The sequence below is a fragment of the Streptomyces sp. NPDC096152 genome (assembly GCF_044763235.1).
GTDB lineage: Bacteria > Actinomycetota > Actinomycetes > Streptomycetales > Streptomycetaceae > Streptomyces.
On the sequence record NZ_JBIWFW010000008.1, the window covers coordinates 476685 to 492521 of the forward strand.

The window sequence follows — 15837 nt, forward strand, 5'->3', positions numbered from 1 at the left end:
GTCCGCCATGTACGAGCTGTCCCGGGTCCGCCTCTACTCCATCGGGCCCGCCGGTGCGCGCTACGCCGACACCGTGCTTGACCTGCGGGGCGTGGGGGAGCCCGTGCCCGACCCCGCGCCCACCCAGGCGGAGTTCTTCGAGGAGGAGCCGGTCGGCCCGCCGCGCCGGCCCGCGCCCGCCGGCGTGCTCTTCCTGGAGAACGGCGGAGGCAAGTCGGTCCTGCTCAAGCTGATCTTCTCGGTGATGCTGCCCGGCCACCGCAACACCCTGGGCGGCGCCAGCTCCGGCGTGCTGCGCAAGTTCCTGCTCGCCGACGACTGCGGGCACGTGGCCCTGGAGTGGCAGCACGTGCAGACCGGCGAGTGCGTCGTCGTCGGCAAGGTGAGCGAGTGGCGCGGCCGCCAGGTGTCCAACGACCCGCGCAAGTTCGCCGAGGCCTGGTACTCCTTCCGGCCCGGCCCCGGACTCACCCTGGACAACCTCCCCGTCGCCGAGGCCACCGCCGTACGGCCGTCCGCCGAGGGCCAGTCGGGCGCGCAGGGCCGCCGCCGCACCATGAAGGGCTTCCGCGACGCCCTCACCGAGGCGGGCAAGGCCTATCCGCACCTGGAGGCGCACTGGGAGGAGATCCACGAGCGCTGGACCGAGCACCTCGGCGAGCTCGGCCTGGACCCCGAACTCTTCCGCTACCAGAGGGAGATGAACGCCGACGAGGGCGAGGCCGCCGGTCTCTTCGCGGTCAAGAAGGACTCCGACTTCACCGATCTGCTGCTGCGCGCCGTCACCGACACCCGGGACACCGACGGGCTCGCCGACCTCGTCAGCGGCTTCGGCAACAAGCTCGGCCGGCGCGCCGAGCTCATCGCCGAACGCGACTTCACCGCCGGTTCGGTGGACCTGCTCGGACGGATCGTCGAGGCCGCCGAGGCCCGCGCCCGCGCGCGGGACATCCACACCGGGGCCGAGCGGCGCACGCGCGGCCTGGCCCGGCGGCTGACCGCCCGGGCCGTGCGCGAGCGGGTGCGGGCGGCCGACCTCGCCCAGCGGGTCACGGCCGCCGCGTACGCCGTCACGCACAGCGAGGGCGCCCGGGAGCGCAGCTCGCTGATCGCCGCCGAAATCGCCTACCGGCACGCCTCCCTGGCGCTCGCCGCCGCCGAGAAGTCCGCCGCCGCGCAGAAGCGGGAACTCGCCGACGCGCGCACCCTGCACTCCGCCTGGCAAGCCGCCGAGGCCGTGCTGCGCCACCGCGCCGCCGCCGACCGCGTGGCCCGCGTCTCCGCCGCTATCCAGGAGGCCGAGCGGGACGCGGCCCCGGCGCTCGCCGCCCGCGCCAAGGCCGCCGTCGACCTCGTACGGGCCCTGCACGCGGCCGCGGAGCGCGCCGAGGCCCTCGCCAACGAGGAGGAGGAGCGCTCCGCGTGGCTCCAGGAGGCCGGCGAGTCCGCCCACCGGGACTCGACCGCCGCCGCCACCGAGGCACAGCGCGCCCGCAGCGAGACCGGGCACCTGCGCCAGCGCCTCGCCGAGGTCGAACAGGAGACCGCCGAGGCGGTGCGCGCGGGCTGGCTCGACGACAGCGCCCCCGACGCGGACCCCGCGCGCGCGGCCCTCGCCGCCAGCGACGCGGAGAAGACGGCGGTCGCCGCCTGGGACGCGGCCCGCGACACCGCCCGCAAGGCCGCAGACCAGGCGCGGGAGACGGCCTCCGCCGAGTCCCGCGCCGAACTGACGGCGGCCCGCGCGGCCGACGCGGCGACGGCGGCGGAGCGCGGTCACGAGGCCGAGCGGCGCATCGCCGAGGCGCTGGCCGCGGAGGAGCGGCTGGCGGAACTGCTGAGCCTGCCGGGGACCGCGGGGGCGCGCCGGGCCGGAGTGCCCGGACCCCGGACCGGGCCCGACGGCGCCCCCGGGCGCCAGGGCACGGCCCAGGAGCAGGAACCGGCCGTGAACCCCGCCGAGGACGACGGCGACCCGGCCGCGGCGGCGAGCCGGACCGGTTCCCTCACCCCCGAGGACCTGGACCGCTTCGCCGACGAGCTGCGGGAACTGCTCGACGACGCCGTCTCCTCCGCCGAACGGCACCTCTTCGAACTGCGCACCGCCGCCGCCGACGACTCCCGCATCCTCGGCGCGCTCGGTGACGGCGGACTGCTGCCCCCCGGACCGGACGTGCTGGCCACGGTCGAGTTCCTCGGCGAGCACGGCATTCCCGCCCTCCCCGGCTGGCGCTACCTCGCCCAGGCCGTCGACCCCGTCGACCACGCGCGCGTGCTGGCCGCCCGGCCCGAACTCGTCGACGGTGTGATCATCACCGACCCGGACACCCACGCGCGGGCCCGCGAGGCCCTCGCCGACGCCGCGCTGCTGCCCCGGTCCGCCGTGGCCGTCGGCACCGCGGCCGCCCTGCTCGCCCCTGCCCCGGCCGGTGACCCGGCGCCCGGTGACGTCTTCCTCGTACCGCCGAACCCGGCCATGCACGACGAGCACGCGGCCGACGAGGAGCGGCAGGCGCTGCGCGCGCGGGCGACCGACCGCGACGAGGAGATCCGGCGGCTCGCCGCCCGGCTCGGCAAGGACCGCGAACTCGCGGCCCGGCTCGCCTCCTGGCGCACCGGCTGCCCGGCCGGACGGCTCACCGAACTGGCGCAGACCGCCCGCGACGCGCGCGCGTTCGCCGAGGAGGCCGAGGCCGAGCTGGCCGAGGCGCGGACCGCGCGCGCCGAGTCCGACGAGACCGCCGCCGAGGCGGCCCAGGTGCGCGACGTGCGGCAGGAGGCCGCGCAGAAGGCACGGCGCGCCGCCGACGCCCTCGCCGGGCTCGCGTTCCGGCTGCGCGAGCGCGCCGGCTGGCAGGTCAGACTGCGCGAACTCGCCGACGAGGCCGCCGAGTCGGAGGCCCGCGCCCAGACCTGCCTGGACCGCGCCCGGGCCGCCGACGAGGACCGGCGCGCCGCCCAGCGAGCCGCCGACGACGCCCGGCGCACCGCCCGCGCGCTGCGCGCCGAGCGCTCCGAGATCGCCGGCGCCCCCGACGACGTCCCCGAGACCGACGACGAAACCGCCCCCAAGGCGTCCCTGCCCGCCCTCCGCGAGGCCTACCGCGCCGCCTCCCAGGTCTACGAGAAGGTCGGCGTCGGTGCCGACCTGCGCGCCGAGCAGGCCCGGGCGGAGAGCGACGAGAGCGCGGCCCGCGCCGAACTGGACCGGCTGAGCAACAAGGTCCGCACCCGCGCGGAGCAGCTCCTGCAGTCGCCCGACGGATCCGACGGCCCGTCCCGGCAGGCCGCCGCCGCCCGGGCCGAGGAGCTGGTGCAGCTCCTGGAGACCCGTATGTCGACCGCCAGCGAGCAGCTCGGCCGGCTGCGCGGCGAGGCCGAGCGGCTGGCACCCGCCGAGGACGCCGAGACGCACACCGAGCTGCCCGAGGAGCTCCTCCCGCGCGACGCCGAGCACGCGCAGGCCCTGCTGCGCACGGCCACCGCCGAACTCGCCTCCCGCACCGAGGCGTTGGTGCAGGCCCGCGTGGCGCACGCCGAACTCCTGGAGGCCCACCGGTCCGCCGAGGAAGCGGCGAGCGGCTTCGACGAGGTCGCCGCCCTGCTCCGCGACCTGCTGCGCGAGCACACCGCCGAGGAGGAGCGGGAGGAGCAGGAGCCGTACCCGGGCAGCCTGGAGGAGGCCCGGCAGAGCGCCGCCGAGACCCGCCGTTCGCTGCGCGGCTGCGCCGCCGACCTGTCCGCCGCGGAAGCCGCGGTGCGCGAGACGAGCGACATCCTCGTCCGGCACGCCAACGCCACCCGCTACGAACAGGTCCGCACCCCCGCCCGGCAGCAGATCCGCGAACTGCCCGCCGCCGCGCTGCCAGAACACGCCCAGAAGTGGGCCGAGGCCTTCGCGCCCCGCCTGCGCGTCCTGACCGACGAGCTGGCCCAGCTGGAGCGCAACCGCGACTCGATCGTCGACCGGCTGCGCGGGCTCGTCGAGTCCGCCCTCGCCACCCTGCGCTCCGCCCAGCGGCTGTCCCGCCTGCCCGAGGGACTGGGCGAGTGGTCCGGGCAGGAGTTCCTCCGCATCCGCTTCGAGGAGCCCGACCAGGCCACGCTGACCGAGCGGCTCGGCGAGGTGATCGACGAGGCCACCCGGGCCGCCGTGAAGAAGAATTCCGACCTGCGGCGCGACGGGATGTCACTGCTGCTGCGCGGAGTGGCCGCCGCCCTCCAGCCCAGAGGCGTCGCCGTCGAGATCCTCAAGCCGGACGCCGTGCTGCGCGCCGAGCGCGTCCCCGTCGGACAGATGGGCGACGTCTTCTCCGGCGGTCAGCTGCTCACCGCCGCCATCGCCCTGTACTGCACCATGGCGGCCCTGAGGTCGAACGACCGCGGCCGCGACAAGCACCGGCACGCGGGCACGCTGTTCCTCGACAACCCCATCGGCCGCGCCAACGCCACCTATCTGCTGGAGCTCCAGCGGGCCGTGTCCGACGCACTCGGCGTCCAGCTCCTCTACACCACCGGCCTGTTCGACACGACCGCGCTGGCGGAGTTCCCGCTGGTCATCAGGCTGCGCAACGACGCCGACCTGAGGGCCGGGCTGAAGTACATCAGCGTCGAGGAGCACCTCCGGCCGGGGCTGCCGCAGCAAGCCCCCGCGGGAGAGACGGTGCGCAGCGAGATCACGGCCACCCGGATGTTCAGACGGCCCGGGTGACCCTCGCTCGTCCCCCTGCCCGGATCGGCACAACCGGCCACCGGCTGAGGGAGCCGTGCCCGGAGCCCACCCCCTGGCGGGGCACCGGGTTCCGGGCGCGGCCGTGAACTCTCAGCGGTGCGACAGCCGGCCGGCGCTCAGGGGTGCGACAGCCGCCCCACGCCCCCGGCGGCCTATTCGCCGCTGGTTCCGCTCGGTCGCCCGTTCCTGGCGCCGGGTCCGGTGCCGCTCGCGCCGCAGGGCCCGCGCGGTGCTGCTCGGCATCGAGACGACGCCGTAGCGCTGGTTCCACACCTGGCGGGTCACCCAGACGTCGAGCGCCGCCCAGGTGGCGACCACCGTGCTGGCCACGCTGCTGATCACCATGGGGAATGCCAGCCAGGATTCGGCCATGGTGCACAGGAACGCCACCACCGCCTGTATGAGCGTCACGGAGATGATCAGAACCGCGCGCACGGCCGCCACCCGTACCGGATCCGGCAGCCTGCGCCGTCGCGCGGGCTCCTCCACCCACAGCGGCCTGTGGTCCGGCTGCCGCCACGCCGTGTTCGCCGTGGTGAACTCCACCTCCTGGTCGTCGTCCGTCGCCGTACCGCCGCGGGACGCCGCCGCACCGGCCGCTTCCGCGGCCGGGCCGGGTCCGCTCTCCGAGACGGCCCGCGCCGCCGGAATGTCGCGATCCCGTGCCTCGGACGCCCGTCGCGCCGCCGTCACATGCGCCACCTCGCCGTCAGCGGCCGCATCGCACCGCTCCGCCGTGCCCATCAACGTGTCACTCCCCACCGCCAGCAAACCGTTCGCCCCGGTGTCCGAAGAACCGGCTTCCCTCTGGCTGCCCGGCTTGCGCTGCTTTACGCCGCCCAGGTGCGGGACACGGCTCCTGTGGCCGATTCCGCCCCCATTTCCCATGGAGTAGGACGAACGAGACGTCGCGAAGATTCCCGGGTGGGAAAAATATCGGCCAACTCAACAAGTCGGACGACCCGTTCCGTTACGCCCGCCGACTTCGGATTCCGGGGCGCCATCTCCCGCAATGCCCGGACAACTCGCCATCTCTCGCCCCCGGTACGGCAGTTCAGGCTCCGGACAGCTCTTCGAGTTATCTGTGCGTCGGTAGTAGGCTCGCGCCGTTTGTTGACGCACATGTGTACCCCCTTCCGATGGGGGTCGAGCTGGGGGAGGCCATGCGCTTTCGCGGGAAGTCCATCCGCCGGAAGATCGTGGCGCTGCTTCTCGTGCCGCTGCTGTCGCTGACCGCCATCTGGGCCTTCGCCACCGTGATCACGGGACGCGAGGCGACCCAGCTGTTCCATGTGACCTCCCTGGTGGAGAAGATCGGCTACCCGACCGAGAACACCGTGCGAGCCCTGCAGCAGGAACGCCGCCAGACCCTCGTCTACCTGGCCGATCCCCGGGCCTCCGACGCGCTGTCCGCGCTCCGCCGCACCCGGGCCGTCACCGACGGGGTGATCGCCAGGCTCCGGAAGAACGCGCGGAACGCCGCCGTGCGCGACGGCATGGACCGGGACGACGGCGACCACCTCACCGCCGCCCTGGACGCCCTCGACGGCGTCGGCTCCCTGCGGCGCAGCGTGGAGGGCGGCACCCTCTCCCGCGCCCAGGCCCTCGACCTCTACAACCGCCTGGTCGATCCGTCCTTCACGCTGCTCTCCACCCTCGACGGCATCGACGACGTGGACATGAACAAGGAGGCCCGGGCCCTCGTCAACATCACCCGCGCCCGGGAACTCCTCTCCCGCGAGGACGCCCTGCTCGGCTCCGCCCTGGTGGTCGGCAGGCTCTCCCGCGGCGAGGTCCGCGACATCTCCGACCTCGTCGCCCAGCGCACCCTCCTGTACGAGATCAACCTGCCGCTGATCCCCGCGTCCGAGAGCGACCGCTACGAGCACTTCTGGAAGGACGCCTCGACCGCCCCGCTGCGCTCCGCCGAGCGGGCCGTCGTCTCCTCCGGCCCCGGCACCCCCCGGGAGGTCAGCGCCAAGAACTGGGACACCGCCGCGGGCAACGTGCTCGGCGAACTGCGCGCCCTCGACGACCAGGTGGGCGACCGCTACCAGGAACGCGTCCGCCCCCTCGCCATGGACGTCGTCCTCCAGGCGGCCGTCGCGGGCATCCTCGGTCTGGCCGCCGTACTGGTCTCCCTCGTGCTGTCCGTACGCATCGGCCGCAGCCTCGTCCGCGATCTCAGGAAGCTGCGGCTGGAGGCCCACGAGGCGTCCGGCGTCCGGCTGCCCAGTGTGATGCGCCGCCTGTCGGCCGGCGAACAGGTCGACGTGGAGACCGAGGTACCGCGGCTCGAGTACGACAAGAACGAGATCGGCGAGGTCGGACAGGCCCTCAACACCCTGCAGCGGGCCGCCGTCGAGGCCGCCGTCAAGCAGTCCGAACTCCGCGCCGGGGTCTCCGAGGTGTTCGTCAACCTCGCCCGCCGCAGCCAGGTCCTGCTCCACAAGCAACTCACCCTCCTCGACACCATGGAACGCCGGACCGAGGACACCGAGGAACTCGCCGACCTCTTCCGCCTCGACCACCTCACCACCCGGATGCGCCGGCACGCCGAGGGCCTGGTCATCCTCTCCGGCGCCGCCCCGTCCCGGCAGTGGCGCAAGCCCGTGCAGCTGATGGACGTCGTACGCGCCGCCGTCGCCGAGGTCGAGGACTACGAACGCATCGAGGTCCGCCGGCTGCCGCGCGTCGCCGTCACGGGGCCCGCCGTCGCCGACCTCACCCACCTGGTGGCCGAACTCCTGGAGAACGCCACGATGTTCTCCCCGCCGCACACCGCCGTGCAGGTGCTCGGAGAGCGCGTCGCCAACGGTTTCACCCTGGAGATCCACGACCGCGGTCTCGGCATGCCCGCCGAAGCGCTGCTCGACGCCAACCTCCGGCTCGCGGAGACCCCGGAGTTCGAGCTCTCCGACACCGACCGGCTCGGCCTGTTCGTCGTCAGCCGGCTCGCCCAGCGGCAGAACGTCCGGGTCTCCCTGCAGCCGTCCCCGTACGGCGGCACCACCGCCGTCGTCTTCCTCCCCGACGTGCTGCTGACGGACGACGTCCCCGACACCAACGGCGTCGGCTTCCGCCTCGACCGGGACCGCCCCGCGGCCGAACACGAGAGCAGCCGCGGGACCGCCCTCTCCCGGACGCCGGTACAGCTTCCCGGGCTGCCGGCCTCGCTGCTGGACGGGCCGGTGGAGCTGGAGGCCCCCGTCGGCCTGGGCGCCCTCGGTGCCTTCCCGGACGGCCTGGACGACGAGGACGGCGAACACGGGGCGTTGTTCCGCCCGCGCCGCTCCTCCGGCCGGCCGGAGACCGACGACCCGGCGGTACGCCAGGGCGCCGGGCACCGCCCGGATCCCGGTGGGCGCGGCGCCCCCGACGGAGCCGGCGCCGACCGGGACCCGGCGGTCCCGGTCCCGCTGCCCCGGCGCCGGGCGCCGAAGCTGGTCAGCTCCCATGGACGCCCGGTCACCGACCACCGGTCCCGGCGCGAGCCGGACGAGAAGCCCCCGGCGGACTTCGGGCGGCCGGAGCAGGAGGTGGCGCCCCTGCCGGCCCGCCGGCGCGGCGAGAGCACGCTGAGGCGTCCGACCGCCTCGGACGACCGCTTCGGCGGACGCGATGAGATCCCGGCCTCCCCGCCCAGCGGAGAACGCCCGGAGCAGCCTCCCGCGCTGCCGCAGCGCAATCGGCGCGCCGCCCTGGCGGCCGGTGGCCCGGACGGCCCGGGCCGGGGCCGCGCCACCGCCCCTGAGGAGAGCGAGTCCGGCGCCATGCCGCTGCCCCGGCGCGTGCGGCAGGCGAATCTCGCCCCGCAACTGAAGCAGGGCCCGGAGCGACGCAGCGAGAACCGGCCGGGACCCGCCGAACGCGACGCCGACGAGGTGCGCAGCCGTATGGCCTCGCTCCAGCGCGGCTGGCAGCGCGGGCGTGAGGAGAACGCCGGGGGCGACGACGCCCCGGACGGCACAGCACAAGGAACGACAAAGGGGGACGGTCGATGACCGCACCGAAGGCCACCGGCCACAACACGACCGACAAGGTGCAGCTGAACTGGCTCCTGGACGACCTCGTGGACCGTGTCGCCAGCATCCGCAAGGCCATCGTCCTCTCCGGGGACGGACTGGCCACGGGCGTGTCCAAGGACCTCACCCGCGAGGACAGTGAACACCTGGCCGCCGTGGCCTCCGGGTTCCACAGCCTGGCCAAGGGCGTCGGCCGCCACTTCGAGGCGGGCAGCGTCCGGCAGACGGTCGTGGAGCTGGACGACGCCTTCCTGTTCGTCACCGCGGCCGGCGACGGCAGCTGCCTGGCCGTCCTCTCGGACGCCGACTCGGACGTGGGCCAGGTCGCCTACGAGATGACCCTCCTCGTCAAGCGGGTCGGCGTCCATCTGGGCGCCGCTCCGCGCACCGATCTGCCCGCCGGTGGGTAGTGAGATGACATGAGCGGAGACGGTCAGGTCAGAAGACACTGGTTCGACGACGAGGCCGGACCCGTGGTCCGTCCGTACGCGATGACACGGGGCCGCACCAGCCATGCGGCCCAGCACCGCCTGGACCTGATCGCGGTGGTCGTCACGGAACCCCACGTGGACGATCCGGAGGCCGACCACACCCTGTCCCCGGAGCACGTGGACATCGTCGAACTGTGCCGCGACACCCCGCAGTCGGTCGCCGAGCTCTCCGCGGAACTGGACCTCCCGGTCGGCGTCGTACGGGTCCTCGTCGGTGACCTCGTGGACGAGGAATACGTCCACGTGAACCGTCCGGTACCCCCGGCCGAACTGCCGGACGAGAGTATTCTGCGCGACGTGATCAACGGCCTGCGGGCGCTGTGAGCGGCGCGGAAGCGGGGTAGTGACGTGACAGGCTGGCAGTTCTGGGTCGACCGAGGCGGCACCTTCACCGACGTGGTCGCGCGACGCCCGGACGGCCGCCTGATCACGCACAAGCTGCTGTCCGACGACCCCGCGCGGTACGCCGACGCGGCCGTGGCCGGAGTGCGCGAACTCCTCGACGGCTCCCCGGCGCACGTCGACGCCGTCCGCATGGGCACCACCGTCGCCACCAACGCCCTGCTGGAGCGCACCGGGGAGCGGACCCTGCTCCTCGTCACCCGCGGGTTCGGCGACGCCCTGCGCATCGGCTACCAGAACCGCCCGCACATCTTCGCCCGCCGCATCGAACTGCCGGAACTGCTCCACGAACGCGTCATCGAGATCGACGAGCGCATCGCGGCGGACGGCACCGTCCTGCGCGCGCCCGACCTGGACGCCCTGGCCGCCCCGCTCCGGGCCGCCTACGACGACGGGATCCGCGCCGTCGCCGTGGTCTGCCTGCACAGCCATCTGCACCCCGCGCACGAGCGGGCCGTCGGGGAACTGGCCGCCCGGATCGGCTTCCCGCAGATCTCGCTCTCCAGCGAGGTCAGTCCGCTGATGAAGCTCGTCCCGCGCGGGGACACCGCCGTCGTCGACGCCTACCTGTCGCCCGTGCTGCGCCGCTACGTCCAGCACGTCGCCGACGAACTCGAAGGCGTACGGCTGATGTTCATGCAGTCCAACGGGGGACTCGCCGAGGCGGGGCAGTTCCGCGGCAAGGACGCCATCCTGTCCGGACCCGCGGGAGGCATCGTCGGCATGGCGCGCATGTCCCAGCTCGCCGGCTACGACCGCGTCATCGGCTTCGACATGGGCGGCACCTCCACCGACGTCTCCCACTTCGCGGGCGAGTACGAACGGGTCTTCACCACGCAGATCGCCGGCGTACGGCTGCGGTCGCCGATGCTGGACATCCACACCGTGGCCGCGGGCGGCGGCTCCGTCCTGCACTTCGACGGCTCCCGCTACCGGGTCGGCCCCGACTCGGCGGGCGCGGTCCCGGGACCCGCCTGCTACCGCGGCGGCGGCCCGCTCGCCGTCACCGACGCCAACGTCATGCTGGGCCGCATCCAGCCCGCGCACTTCCCCACGGTGTTCGGCCCCGGCGGAGACCAGCCGCTGGACGAGGCGCTCGTGCGCGAGCGGTTCACCGCCCTCGCCCGTGAGATCCGCGAGAGGACCGGCGACGACCGCACACCGGAGCAGGTCGCCGAGGGCTACCTGCAGATCGCCGTCGCCAACATCGCCAACGCGGTGAAGCGGATCTCCGTGCAGAAGGGCCACGACGTCACCCGCTACGCCCTCACCACCTTCGGCGGCGCGGGCGGGCAGCACGCCTGCATGGTCGCCGACTCGCTCGGCATCCGCACCGTCCTCGTCCCGCCCATGGCCGGCGTGCTGTCCGCCCTCGGCATCGGCCTCGCCGACACCACCGCCATGCGTGAACAGTCCGTCGAGGCACCCCTGGAACCCGCCTCGATGCCGGGTGTCCTGAAGACCGCCGACGACCTGGAGGGCGCGGCCCGCGCCGAACTCCTGGCCGAGGACGTGCCCCCGGACCGCATCCGCGTCACCCGGCGCGCCCAGCTCCGTTACGACGGCACGGACACCACCCTGACCGTCGAGCTCACCGAGCCCGACGCGATGAAACACGCCTTCGAAGAACGTCATCGCGCCACGTACTCCTTCGCACTCGACCGGCCCGTCGTCGTCGAAGCCCTCTCCGTGGAAGCCACCGGCATCACCGAACCCCCCGATCTCTCCGCCCTCGCCCCCTACCGCGCCGCCGCCGGCCGTTCCGTCGGCGCGGAGACCGTCCGTCTCCACACCGGTGGCGCCTGGCGCGACGTACCCCACCACCGCCGTGAGGACCTGCCTCCCGGCGAGACCGTCACCGGCCCGGCGATCATCACCGAGGCCGGCGCGACCACCGTCGTCGACGACGGCTGGCGGGCCGCGGCCTCCGGCGAGGGGCATCTGGTCATGGAACGCGCGGCGGTCACGCAGAGTTCCGATCTGGACACGGAAGCAGACCCGGTTCTCCTCGAGGTGTTCAACAACCTCTTCATGTCCATCGCAGAGCAGATGGGCGCCCGGCTGGAGTCCACGGCCCAGTCGGTCAACATCAAGGAGCGCCTCGACTTCTCCTGCGCCCTGTTCGACCCGGACGGAAACCTGGTGGCCAACGCCCCGCACATCCCCGTCCACCTGGGCTCGATGGGCACCAGCGTCAAGGAGGTCATCCGGCGCCGCGGCCCCCGGATGCGGCCGGGCGACACCTACGCCGTCAACGACCCGTACCACGGCGGCACGCACCTGCCGGACGTCACCGTCATCACCCCGGTCTTCGGCACGGAGGGTGACCGGATCCTGTTCTACGTCGCCTCGCGGGGCCACCACGCCGAGATCGGCGGCGTAGCGCCGGGCTCCATGCCCGCCCACAGCCGCACCATCGAGGAGGAGGGCGTCCTCTTCGACAACTGGCTGCTCGCCGAGAACGGCCGCTTCCGCGAGGAGGAGACCCATCGTCTGCTGACCGAGGCGACGTACCCCTCCCGCAATCCGCGGACCAACCTCGCCGACCTGCGCGCCCAGATCGCCGCCAACCGCAAGGGAGTCGACGAGGTCGCCCGCATGATCGAGGACTTCGGCCTCGACGTCGTCCAGGCCTACATGCGGCACGTCCAGGACAACGCGGAAGAGGCGGTCCGCCGTGTGATCGACGCCCTCGACGACGGCGAGTACGCCTACGAGACCGACGCGGGCGCGGTCATCCGGGTCCGCGTGAGCGTGGACCGCGTCGACCGGTCGGCGGCGATCGACTTCACCGGCACCTCGCCGCAGCTCGCGACCAACTTCAACGCCCCGTTCTCCGTGGTGAACGCCGCCGTCCTGTACGTCTTCCGCACCCTGGTCGCCGCCGACATCCCGCTCAACGACGGCTGTCTGCGGCCCCTGCGGATCGTGGTGCCGCCCGCCTCGATGCTCAGCCCCGAGCCGCCGGCCGCCGTAGTGGCCGGCAACGTGGAGACCTCGCAGGCCGTCACCGGCGCCCTGTACGCGGCGCTCGGCGTCCAGGCCGAGGGCTCCGGGACGATGAACAACGTCACCTTCGGCAACGAGCGCCACCAGTACTACGAGACCGTCGCCTCCGGCTCCGGCGCGGGCGACGGCTTCCCCGGCGCGAGCGTCGTCCAGACCCACATGACCAACTCCCGCCTCACCGACCCCGAAGTCCTCGAATGGCGGCTGCCCGTCCGGCTGGAGGAGTTCGCGGTCCGGCGCGGCAGCGGCGGCACCGGACGGTGGCGCGGCGGGGACGGCGCGGTGCGCCGCATCCGCTTCCTCGAACCCATGACCGTCTCCACCCTGTCCCAGCACCGCAGGGTCCCGCCGTACGGCCTGGCGGGCGGCGAGCCCGGCGCGCTCGGCGCCAACCGGGTGGAGCGCGCGGACGGCACGGTCGTGGAACTCGGCGGAAGCGACTCGGCGGACGTCGCCCCGGGTGACGTCCTCGTCATCGAAACCCCCGGCGGCGGAGGCTACGGCCCACCGTCGCCCGAACCCCATCGAGCAGGAGAAGAAAGCGATGATCTTCGGGCGTTCTGAGCGCGGCAAGCCCCCGGTCGAGCCCGTCACGCTCAAGATCCTGGTGGCCGGCGGCTTCGGCGTGGGCAAGACGACCCTCGTCGGCGCGGTCAGCGAGATCAGGCCGCTGCGCACCGAGGAACTGCTCACCGAGGCCGGGCGCCCGGTCGACGACGTCACCGGTGTCGAGGGCAAGCACACCACGACCGTGGCCATGGACTTCGGCCGGATCACGCTGCGCGAGGACCTGGTGCTGTACCTCTTCGGGACGCCCGGGCAGGAGCGGTTCTGGTTCATGTGGGACGAGCTGTCCGAGGGGGCGCTCGGCGCGGTGGTACTGGCCGACACCCGCCGACTGGAGGACTGTTTCGCGGCCGTCGACTACTTCGAGCGGCGGTCCATCCCCTTCGTGGTCGGCGTCAACTGCTTCGAGGGGGCCGCCCGGTATCCGGTGGAGGCCGTACGCCAGGCCCTCGACCTCGACGACGACGTGCCCCTGCTGCTGTGCGACGCCCGCGACCGGGAAGCGGTCAAGGAGGTTCTCGTCGGAGTGGTCCAGCACGCGATGGCGTACGGCGCGAGCCGCCGCCGGACCGTCGCCACCTGACCCGCGCACGGCCCGCACCCCCACCGACTGGGGTACGGGCCGCGCCCCACGCCACGCGCGCGTGCGTGCCGACGGCGGCCACGCGCGCGTGCGGCCCACCGACGACCGCGCGGGCTAGCCCTCGCCGTCCTCCAGCCAGCCGAAGCTCTTCTCCACGGCCTTCTTCCAGTTGCGGTACTCGCGGTCACGGACCGACGCCTCCATGGAGGGCGTCCACTCGGCGTCCTTCTGCCAGTGCGACTTCAGCTCGTCGAGGTCGTTCCACACGCCGGTGGCGAGGCCGGCCGCGTACGCGGCGCCCAGGCAGGTGGTCTCGGAGACCCTCGGCCGGATCACCGGCACGTCGAGCACGTCCGCCTGGTGCTGCATGAGCAGGTTGTTCGTGGTCATGCCGCCGTCGACCTTGAGAGTGGTCAGCTGCACCCCGGAGTCCTGGTACATGGCGTCGACGACCTCGCGCGTCTGCCAGCTGGTGGCCTCCAGTACCGCCCGCGCCAGGTGCGCCTTGGTGACGTACCGCGTCAGACCGGTGATCACTCCGCGCGCGTCCGAGCGCCAGTACGGCGCGAACAGACCGGAGAACGCGGGCACGATGTACGCGCCGCCGTTGTCCTCGACGCTCGACGCCAGCGACTCGATCTCGTCCGCCGTCCGGATGATGCCGAGCTGGTCGCGGAACCACTGCACCAGCGCGCCCGTGATGGCGATGGCGCCCTCCAGGCAGTAGACCGGGGGCTCGTCACCGATCTTGTAGCCCATGGTGGTGAGCAGCCCGCTCTTCGACGGCACCGGCCGGTTGCCGGTGTTGAGGAGCAGGAAACTGCCGGTGCCGTACGTGTTCTTGGCGTCGCCCACCTCGTAGCACGTCTGTCCGAAGATGGCCGCCTGCTGGTCGCCCAGCGCCGACGCCACGGGCACGCCGGCGAGCTGGCCGACCGCGGTCCCGTACACCTCGGACGAGGACCGGATCTCGGGCAGGACGGCCTCGGGGACGTTCATGGCGGACAGGATGGACCGGTCCCACTGGAGGGTCTCCAGGTTCATCAGCATGGTGCGCCCGGCGTTGGTGACGTCCGTGACGTGGTGTCCGCCGGAGCTTCCGCCGGTGAGGTTCCAGATGAGCCACGAGTCGATCGTGCCGAAGGCGATCTCGCCGCGTTCGGCCCGGTCCCGCAACCCGGGCACGTTGTCCAGCAGCCATGCGGCCTTCGGTCCGGAGAAGTAGCTGGCCAGCGGCAGACCGGTCTGCTCACGGAACCGGTCCTGGCCGTCGGATCCGCCCAGCTCGTTGCACAGCGCCGAGGTACGGGTGTCCTGCCAGACGATCGCGTTGTGCACGGGCTTGCCGGTGGCGCGGTCCCACAGGACCGTCGTCTCGCGCTGGTTGGTGATGCCCAGCGCGCTGAGCTGGTCCGCGCGCAGTCCCGCCTTCGCGACCGCGCCCGCGACCACGGCCTGCACCTTGGACCAGATCTCCGTGGCGTCGTGCTCCACCCAGCCCGGCTTGGGGAAGATCTGGCGGTGCTCCCGCTGGTCCACGGCGACGATGGAGCCGCTGTGGTCGAAGATGATGCAGCGGCTCGAGGTGGTGCCCTGGTCGATTGCGGCCACGTACTTCTCGGCGTTGTCCGTCATGGCTACCCCTTGGTGGCGAGGGTCTGGAAGCTGAGGCGTGGAGCGGCGTTCTCCGTGGTCGGGTCGGCGACGAGGAAGCGGATCTTTGGCAGATCTGGTACCAGTTTGGCCACATTGTCAGGAAGCTGCTTGTCGTGAACCGCACCGGACGGCCGGCCCGGCGGGGCGCCTCCGTCGGAGCGTGCGGTCGCAGCCGAATCGCCCGTGGGGGGAGGGGCCGGGGGGTGCGGACGGGGCCCGCACCGCACCGTTCCATGCCGGATTGCGCCGAGAATGTACGGCGATGTCGGCTGACACGGGAAGTGTTCTCCTGTGCACAGAGAGCGTCAAGGTCGCCGACGGCAACCGTGACAGCGCCACGCCGAGGTCGCCGACGGCAGGGGTGAGGGCGCC

At 73.3% G+C, this 15837-nt stretch carries 7 protein-coding genes and 1 pseudogene; 6 read left to right on the top strand and 2 right to left on the bottom strand.

The annotated features are described in order from the left end of the window. Positions 1–7 precede the first annotated feature (7 nt). Positions 8–4711: a hypothetical protein gene (locus ACIQ9G_RS28065; RefSeq protein WP_403614782.1), complete on the top strand. Its 4704-nt coding sequence runs from the start codon at positions 8–10 to the stop codon at positions 4709–4711. 137 nt (positions 4712–4848) lie between these two features. On the opposite strand, the pseudogene ACIQ9G_RS28070 reads toward ACIQ9G_RS28065, so the two are convergent. Next, a pseudogene (locus ACIQ9G_RS28070) lies at positions 4849–5476 on the bottom strand (hypothetical protein). A 419-nt stretch (positions 5477–5895) separates the two neighbouring features. On the opposite strand from ACIQ9G_RS28070, the gene ACIQ9G_RS28075 reads away from it, so the two are divergent. The 5 genes from ACIQ9G_RS28075 to ACIQ9G_RS28095 are packed head-to-tail and all read left to right on the top strand — an operon-like array spanning position 5896 to position 13809. Beyond that, a complete protein-coding gene (locus tag ACIQ9G_RS28075) occupies positions 5896–8736 on the top strand; it encodes a nitrate- and nitrite sensing domain-containing protein (protein ID WP_403614854.1) in 2841 nt (946 codons plus the stop codon). Beyond that, positions 8733–9167 (top strand): roadblock/LC7 domain-containing protein, encoded by a 435-nt coding sequence (locus ACIQ9G_RS28080; protein WP_403614784.1) that lies wholly within the window; start codon positions 8733–8735, stop codon positions 9165–9167. The genes ACIQ9G_RS28075 and ACIQ9G_RS28080 overlap by 4 nt, the downstream gene beginning before the upstream one ends. A gap of 9 nt (positions 9168–9176) precedes the next feature. Further along, a complete protein-coding gene (locus ACIQ9G_RS28085) occupies positions 9177–9572 on the top strand; it encodes a DUF742 domain-containing protein (protein WP_403614786.1) in 396 nt (131 codons plus the stop codon). Between the two features lie 24 nt (positions 9573–9596). Next, a complete protein-coding gene (locus ACIQ9G_RS28090; protein ID WP_403614789.1) occupies positions 9597–13223 on the top strand; it encodes a hydantoinase B/oxoprolinase family protein in 3627 nt (1208 codons plus the stop codon). After that, positions 13204–13809, top strand: coding sequence for a GTP-binding protein (locus tag ACIQ9G_RS28095; RefSeq protein ID WP_403614792.1), 606 nt, complete (start codon positions 13204–13206; stop codon positions 13807–13809). The genes ACIQ9G_RS28090 and ACIQ9G_RS28095 overlap by 20 nt, the downstream gene beginning before the upstream one ends. Before the next feature lie 114 nt (positions 13810–13923). Here ACIQ9G_RS28095 and glpK read toward each other — a convergent pair whose 3' ends face one another. Next, entirely contained in the window at positions 13924–15444 is a 1521-nt protein-coding gene (gene glpK, locus ACIQ9G_RS28100) for a glycerol kinase GlpK (protein WP_403614794.1), read from the bottom strand. Positions 15445–15837 lie beyond the last annotated feature (393 nt).

Coding starts and splice junctions, on each gene's coding strand:
- ACIQ9G_RS28065 (WP_403614782.1), top strand. CDS start 8: ATGTACGAGCTGTCCCGGGTCCGCCTCTACTCCATCGGGCCCGCCGGT.
- ACIQ9G_RS28075 (WP_403614854.1), top strand. CDS start 5,896: ATGCGCTTTCGCGGGAAGTCCATCCGCCGGAAGATCGTGGCGCTGCTT.
- ACIQ9G_RS28080 (WP_403614784.1), top strand. CDS start 8,733: ATGACCGCACCGAAGGCCACCGGCCACAACACGACCGACAAGGTGCAG.
- ACIQ9G_RS28085 (WP_403614786.1), top strand. CDS start 9,177: ATGAGCGGAGACGGTCAGGTCAGAAGACACTGGTTCGACGACGAGGCC.
- ACIQ9G_RS28095 (WP_403614792.1), top strand. CDS start 13,204: ATGATCTTCGGGCGTTCTGAGCGCGGCAAGCCCCCGGTCGAGCCCGTC.
- glpK (WP_403614794.1), bottom strand. CDS start 15,444: ATGACGGACAACGCCGAGAAGTACGTGGCCGCAATCGACCAGGGCACC.